Origin of the sequence: Hominiventricola aquisgranensis (assembly GCF_040096225.1) — a bacterium.
GTDB classification, from domain to species: Bacteria; Bacillota; Clostridia; order Lachnospirales; family Lachnospiraceae; genus Hominiventricola; species Hominiventricola aquisgranensis.
Genome location: NZ_JBBMFC010000023.1, coordinates 46,521 through 53,364, shown reverse-complemented (window position 1 = coordinate 53,364; position 6,844 = coordinate 46,521). Strand labels below are relative to the sequence as shown.

Here is a 6,844-nt window from a genome sequence, read left to right as displayed (position 1 = left end):
ACCGCCGTATACGGAACCGTACGTACGGTGGTGTGAGAGGTCGGGAAAATTTATTTAATTTTCCCTCCTACTCGATTGAAATAAAAAATATCGTTGCCATAAGGTAATGGTTCAAAGTATAATACAAAAGGGTTATCATATTACGATAACTTAGTGTGATAGAGGAGCAGAAATGAAGATGCAATTTACATACAATATTTTTTTGATCGGATTTATGGGATCTGGAAAAAGTACTGTGGCTGATTATCTCTGTGAAAAGTTTGGTATGTATGTGGTTGAGATGGATCATGTGATCGCAGAAAGAGAGAGGATGAGCATCTCCGATATCTTTGAAAAACACGGAGAATTGTATTTCAGAGATCTGGAAACGAAACTTTTAGTGGAATTGCAAGAGAAGACCAACACAGTTGTCTCCTGCGGTGGTGGTGTTGCCATGCGAGAATGTAATGTGACAGAGATGAAGAAGAATGGAAAAGTGGTTCTTCTGACTGCGAAGCCAGAGACAATTCTGGAAAGAGTGGAAAATAACCATGACCGTCCGTTACTGGAAAACAATAAGACAGTTGCATATATTGCAGAGTTGATGGAAAAACGACGGGAAAAATATGAAGCAGCGGCAGACATGATTATTGAGACTGATGGAAAAAGTGCACAGAAGATTTGTGAGGAAATGATTCAACGTCTGGGAGAACAATAAAATGGAAAAAATAGCAGTGATCGGCGGCGGTGCTGCCGGTATGATGGCCTCCATTTTTGCAGCAAGACGGGGAATGGAAGTCCATGTATATGAGAAAAATGAAAAGACAGGCAAGAAATTATATATTACGGGAAAAGGCCGGTGCAATCTGACCAATGCCTGTGATATGGAGGAACTGCTGGAGAGTGTCAAGAGCAACAAAAAATTCCTGTACAGTGCATTTTATGGATTTACCAATCAGGATGCATATGATTTTTTTGAAGCAGAAGGGTTGAAGCTGAAGGTGGAGCGGGGGAACCGGGTCTTTCCAATGTCTGACCGTTCGGCGGATGTTCTGGATACTTTGCGCAGAGCCATGAGATCAGCAGGGGTGCAGGTACATTTGAATACAGAAGTAAAAAGTGTACGGAAGCAGGAAGACGGATTCACCCTTCAGCTGGCAGATAAAACCATTGAGCAGGCGGATAAAGTGATCGTGGCCACCGGCGGCATTTCTTACGAAAGTACCGGATCCACGGGAGACGGTTACCGGTTTGCAGAAAGCTTTGGCCTGAAGGTGACGGACTGTGTGCCATCGCTGGTTCCTTTTAATGTGAAGGAAGACTGGGTGAAGGAGTTGCAGGGACTTTCACTTAAAAATGTTTCCATTAAGATCCTGGATGGGAAGAAGAGGTTGTACGAAGACTTTGGAGAGATGATGTTTACTCATTTCGGAGTAACGGGTCCGCTGATCCTCACAGCCAGCAGCGCCTGTGCCAGAAAGATCCGTGAAAAGCAGGTGAAGCTGATCCTGGATCTGAAACCAGCCCTGTCAAAGGAGCAGCTGGATGCAAGGATTCTAAGAGAGTTTGATGCCAATGCCAACAAACAGTTCCGCAATGTGCTGCCATCTTTCCTGCCGTCCAAGCTGGTGGGAGTTATGTACGAGCTGTGTGGTGTCGAACCGGAGAAACGAATCCACGATATTACCAAAGAAGAGCGGGAGAGATTTTTGTCCTGCATGAAAGAACTGGAGCTGACAGTGACAGGACTTCGTGGATACAATGAGGCAATCATCACAAAGGGAGGTGTCTCAGTCAAGGAGATCGATCCAGGTACTATGGAGTGTAAAAATATTCCAGGACTTTATTTTATCGGAGAAGTGCTGGATCTGGATGCAGTGACCGGAGGATTCAACCTGCAGATTGCCTGGTCCACGGCAGTGGCTGCGGCAAATGCACTCTAAGATATGTTTTGAAAAGAAAAAGGGAGGACACTATGAGTCATAATGTAGCAATTGATGGACCGGCAGGAGCCGGAAAAAGTACCATTGCAAAGCAAATCGCCAGAAGACTTGGTTATATTTATGTAGATACAGGTGCCATGTACCGTGCCATGGCCTATTATCTGATCCAGAATCAGGTGGATGCCGCAGATCAAGAAGCAATCGCTGCAGCCTGTCAGCATGCGGATATCTCCATCTGTTATCAGGACGGAGAACAGGTAGTTCTGTTAAATGGGGAAAATGTAAATGCATATCTGAGAACAGAAGCGGTTGGAAATATGGCATCTGTCTCATCTGTAGTACCGGAAGTACGTAAGAAGCTGGTGGAACTTCAGCAGAAGCTGGCCAGAGAGACCGATGTGGTCATGGATGGCCGGGATATTGGAACTGTGGTATTGCCGGATGCGGATGTGAAAGTGTATCTGACTGCCAGTGTGGAGACCAGAGCAAAGAGAAGATTTCTGGAACTTCAGGAAAAAGGTGAACCTGCAGATCTTGCAAAGATTGCAGCAGATATTGAAGACCGCGATTATCGGGATATGCATCGTGATATATCACCCCTTCGTCAGGCAGAGGATGCGACATTGGTAGATTCTTCCGACATGACCATTGATCAGGTGGTAGAAAGGATCCTTGAATTATGCAGGTAAAAGTGGCTAAGAGTGCGGGCTTTTGTTTTGGTGTACAGCGGGCAGTGGATACAGTCTATGAGCAGGTGGAAAAAGGAATCCGCCCCATCTATACGTATGGTCCTATTATTCATAACGAAGTAGTGGTGCAGGATCTGGAAGAGAAAGGGGTTCGGGTTCTGGACTCAAAGGAAGAACTGGAGGCTCTGACTGAAGGTACAGTTATTATCCGTTCCCATGGAGTGGGCAGAGAGATTTATGATCTGATCCAGGAAAAAGGACTCATCTGTGTGGATGCTACCTGCCCGTTTGTAAAGAAGATTCACCGGACTGTGGAAAAAGAGAGTGCAGCTGGCCGGCAGATCATTATCATAGGAAATGATAAGCACCCGGAAGTAGAGGGAATCAAAGGCTGGTGTCATACCCCGGCAATTGTAGTGGAATCCTCAGAGCAGGCAGAGGCTCTGGAGCTTGCGGAGAACAGTTCTGTATGCATTGTCTCACAGACGACATTTAACTACAAGAAATTTCAAGATTTAGTTGAAATTCTTGACAAAAAGAGGTATGATAGAGTTGTTGTAAATACAATTTGCAATGCGACGGAAGAGCGACAGACGGAAGCACGTCAGATTGCAGACGAGGCAGATGCCATGATCGTGATTGGCGGAAGCCATAGTTCAAATACGCAGAAGCTATTTGAAATATGCAGAAAAGAGTGCGAAAATACTTACTATATACAGACGGTTGACGACTTGAATTTAGGGGTATTACGATCTACTGGGCTTGTAGGTATTACAGCGGGGGCTTCCACCCCAAAGAAAATTATTGAGGAGGTTCAAAAACGATGTCAGAATTAAGTTTTGAACAGATGCTGGAAGGTTCATTAAAAACTATCAGAACAGGAGAAATCGTAGAAGGCACAGTGATCGATGTCAAAGAAGACGAGATCATCTTAAATATAGGCTACAAATCAGACGGTATTGTTTCCAGAAACGAGTATACCAACGTGCCGAATGCAGACCTGAGAACTATGGTATCTGTAGGTGACACTATGGAAGTTAAAGTCCTGAAAGTAAATGATGGTGAGGGACAGGTTCAGCTTTCTTACAGAAGAGTAGCTGCAGAAAAAGGAAGCAAGAGACTGGAAGAGGCTTTTGAGAACAAAGAAGTTCTGACCGCAAAAGTATCTCAGGTACTGGATGGTGGATTAAGTGTTGTAGTTGATGAGACCAGAATCTTCATTCCTGCAAGCCTGGTATCTGATACTTATGAGAAAAACCTCAGCAAATATGCTGATCAGGAGATTGAGTTTGTAATCACTGAATTCAATCCGAAGAGAAGAAGAATCATCGGTGACAGAAAACAGCTTCTGGTTGCTAAGAAAGCAGAGATGCAGAAAGAACTCTTCGAGCGTATCCATGAAGGAGATATTGTAGAAGGCGTTGTTAAAAATATTACTGACTTTGGCGCATTCGTAGATCTGGGCGGAGCTGATGGTCTGCTTCATATCTCTGAGATGTCCTGGGGTCGTGTTGAGCATCCGAAGAAGATGTTCAAGGTTGGTCAGAAACTGACTGTTCTGATCAAAGAGATCAAAGATACCAAGATTGCTCTGAGCCTTAAGTTTGATGATGCAAACCCGTGGCTCAATGCTGCTGAGAAATATGCAGTAGGCAATGAAGTAGAGGGAACTGTAGCACGTATGACTGACTTTGGCGCATTTGTTGAGCTGGAGCCGGGTGTAGACGCACTGCTTCATGTATCTCAGATTTCCAGAGATCATGTTGAGAAACCGGCTGATGTTCTGAAGATTGGTCAGGTTATCAAAGCTAAAGTTGTTGATTTCAACGGTGAGGATCATAAGATCAGCCTGAGCATGAAAGCTCTGGAAGCACCGGTTGAGGAAGCAGAGGAAGAGTAATTCTTTCTATATAACAGGTGATTGTAAAGAGGTATGCGGATTCCGTATACCTCTTTTTTACGCAGAGTTTCATATTCCAAATTAGAATGTCAAAAATTTAACAAAATAATTGACTTTACGAGAATAAAAGGAGTATAGTGGGAACAGAACAAACGGAACAAAGAAACGCTTGATTCTATGAGACAGAAGATGGAGGAAAAAACAATGTCAAACAGATTAGTATTGAATGAAACATCTTATCATGGAAAAGGTGCAATTCAGGAAATTGCAGGAGAGGTGAAACGTAGAGGCTTTAAGAAAGCATTTGTATGTTCCGGACCTACGATCTTCAAGCATGGTGTGACTAAGAAAGTAACAGATGTACTGGATCAGGCTGGCTGTGCTTATGAAGTATATACCAATATTAAAGAAAATCCAACCATTGAAAACGTACAGAATGGTGTGGAAGAATATAAAAAATCCGGTGCTGATTTTATCATTGCAATCGGCGGTGGTTCGCCGATGGATACGGCAAAAGCCATTGGTATTATCATTAACAATCCGGAGTTCGCAGATGTGAGAAGTCTGGAAGGTGTGGCTCCGACCAAGAATCCTTGTGTACCGATCATTGCCGTTCCAACGACCGCAGGTACCGCAGCAGAGGTTACCATCAACTATGTCATCACTGATGTAGAGAAGAAACGGAAATTTGTCTGTGTAGATACTCATGATATTCCGGTAGTAGCAGTAGTAGATCCGGATATGATGTCTTCCATGCCGAAAGGACTGACAGCTGCAACCGGCATGGATGCACTGACCCATGCCATTGAGGGTTATATTACAAAAGCAGCTTGGGAGATCACAGATATGCTGCATCTGAAAGCAATCGAGATTATCTCTTCCTCTCTTCGTGGAGCTGTTGAGAACACACCGGAAGGAAGAGAAGGTATGGCGCTTGGACAGTATATTGCAGGTATGGGATTTTCCAATGTAGGACTTGGGATTGTACACTCCATGGCACATGCACTGGGAGCTGTCTATGATACACCTCATGGGGTGGCAAATGCGATCCTGCTTCCGACGGTTATGGAATATAATGCAGATGCAACTGGTGAGAAATATAGAGATATTGCAAAGGCTATGGGAGTAGAAGGAACCGAAACCATGAGTCAGGAAGAGTACAGAAAGGCAGCTGTTGATGCGGTTCGTAAGCTGGCTGCTGATGTGGGAATTCCAAAAGATTTGAAAGCAATTGTAAAAGAAGAAGATATTCGCTTCTTGAGTGAAAGTGCAGCAGCTGATGCGTGTGCTCCAGGCAATCCAAAAGAAGCAACGGTGGATGATATTGAAAAACTGTATCGCAGTCTGCTGTAATAATAAAGGCCATATTCCATTATAAGATGCCCATATATATATCCTATTGCAAAAAGGGAATGCGTAAGCATTCCCTTTTTGCATACAGTGAGATATAATAGGGAAAAGGAGGGGAAAAATGAGATTTGATATAAAAGAAGATGGAAAGAGAATTCTGATGGTCTGCGTGGCATCGCTGATTATGGCATTGAATATTAAGACTTTTGTACGGACAGGCGGCTTGTATCCTGGTGGAGCAACGGGACTGACGATTCTGATCCAGCGTGTGGCTGATCTGTTTTTTGGCATTACGATTCCATATACGCTGGTCAATGTGATCCTGAATGCGATACCGGTCTATATTGGATACCGGTTTATTGGAAAGAAATTTACCTTGTATTCCTGTCTGATGATCCTGCTGACAGGTATCCTTACAGATATGATCCCGGGATATCCTATTACTTACGATACTTTGCTGATCAGTGTGTTTGGAGGTCTTATTAACGGAGCGGTGATCAGTCTTTGCTTATTTGCCAATGCAACATCTGGGGGGACGGATTTTATTGCTATTTATCTGTCGGAGAAAAAGGGCATGGATTCCTGGAATCTGGTGCTGGGTCTGAATGTTCTGATCCTTGGTGCTGCAGGTCTTCTGTTTGGATGGGACAAGGCATTATACTCAATTATTTTCCAGTATGCATCCACGCAGGTATTGCACACTTTATATAAGAAGTATCAGCAGCAGACATTGTTTGTTGTGACCGATCATCCGCAGGAAGTGTGTGATGCAATCTCAAACACGTGCCACCATGGGGCAACAATCCTGAATGGAGAGGGATCCTATGAACACTGTGAACGCCACATGGTCTATTCTGTCGTATCAAGTGCGGAGAGTAAGCATGTGTTAAAAGCAGTGCGGGAGGTGGATAAGCATGCATTTATCAATGTGATCAAGACCTCACAGCTATCCGGCCACTTTTATCAGAAACCGGAAGACTAAG

The 6,844-nt window shown here is 44.0% G+C and carries 5 protein-coding genes and 2 pseudogenes; all 7 read left to right on the top strand.

Annotated elements, in window-relative coordinates:
* Positions 1-184: 184 nt before the first annotated feature.
* Positions 185-697: pseudogene (locus WMO62_RS12310) on the top strand (shikimate kinase); the annotation flags it as partial.
* Position 698: 1 nt separating this feature from the next.
* Positions 699-1,922 carry a BaiN/RdsA family NAD(P)/FAD-dependent oxidoreductase gene (locus WMO62_RS12305; protein WP_349144838.1) on the top strand — a complete coding sequence of 408 codons (1,224 nt, stop codon included), beginning with the start codon at positions 699-701 and terminating at the stop codon, positions 1,920-1,922.
* A 32-nt stretch (positions 1,923-1,954) separates the two neighbouring features.
* Complete coding sequence (cmk, locus tag WMO62_RS12300; protein WP_349144836.1) at positions 1,955-2,611, top strand: (d)CMP kinase; 657 nt, start codon at positions 1,955-1,957, stop codon at positions 2,609-2,611.
* Positions 2,602-3,454 (top strand): annotated as a pseudogene (gene ispH / locus WMO62_RS12295) (4-hydroxy-3-methylbut-2-enyl diphosphate reductase). Before cmk ends, ispH begins: the two are co-directional and overlap by 10 nt.
* Positions 3,435-4,511 (top strand): 30S ribosomal protein S1, encoded by a 1,077-nt coding sequence (rpsA, locus tag WMO62_RS12290; protein ID WP_118439380.1) that lies wholly within the window; start codon positions 3,435-3,437, stop codon positions 4,509-4,511. Before ispH ends, rpsA begins: the two are co-directional and overlap by 20 nt.
* A gap of 204 nt (positions 4,512-4,715) precedes the next feature.
* Positions 4,716-5,864, top strand: coding sequence for a lactaldehyde reductase (fucO, locus tag WMO62_RS12285; RefSeq protein ID WP_117496369.1), 1,149 nt, complete (start codon positions 4,716-4,718; stop codon positions 5,862-5,864).
* Positions 5,865-5,982: 118 nt separating this feature from the next.
* Positions 5,983-6,843, top strand: a complete 861-nt coding sequence (locus tag WMO62_RS12280; protein ID WP_349144835.1) for a YitT family protein — start codon at positions 5,983-5,985, stop codon at positions 6,841-6,843.
* Position 6,844 lies beyond the last annotated feature (1 nt).

What these genes read in the sequence shown, in the direction of transcription:
- WMO62_RS12305 (WP_349144838.1), top strand. Translation starts at nt 699, where the DNA reads ATGGAAAAAATAGCAGTGATCGGCGGCGGTGCTGCCGGTATGATGGCC.
- cmk (WP_349144836.1), top strand. Translation starts at nt 1,955, where the DNA reads ATGAGTCATAATGTAGCAATTGATGGACCGGCAGGAGCCGGAAAAAGT.
- fucO (WP_117496369.1), top strand. Translation starts at nt 4,716, where the DNA reads ATGTCAAACAGATTAGTATTGAATGAAACATCTTATCATGGAAAAGGT.
- WMO62_RS12280 (WP_349144835.1), top strand. Translation starts at nt 5,983, where the DNA reads ATGAGATTTGATATAAAAGAAGATGGAAAGAGAATTCTGATGGTCTGC.
- rpsA (WP_118439380.1), top strand. Translation starts at nt 3,435, where the DNA reads ATGTCAGAATTAAGTTTTGAACAGATGCTGGAAGGTTCATTAAAAACT.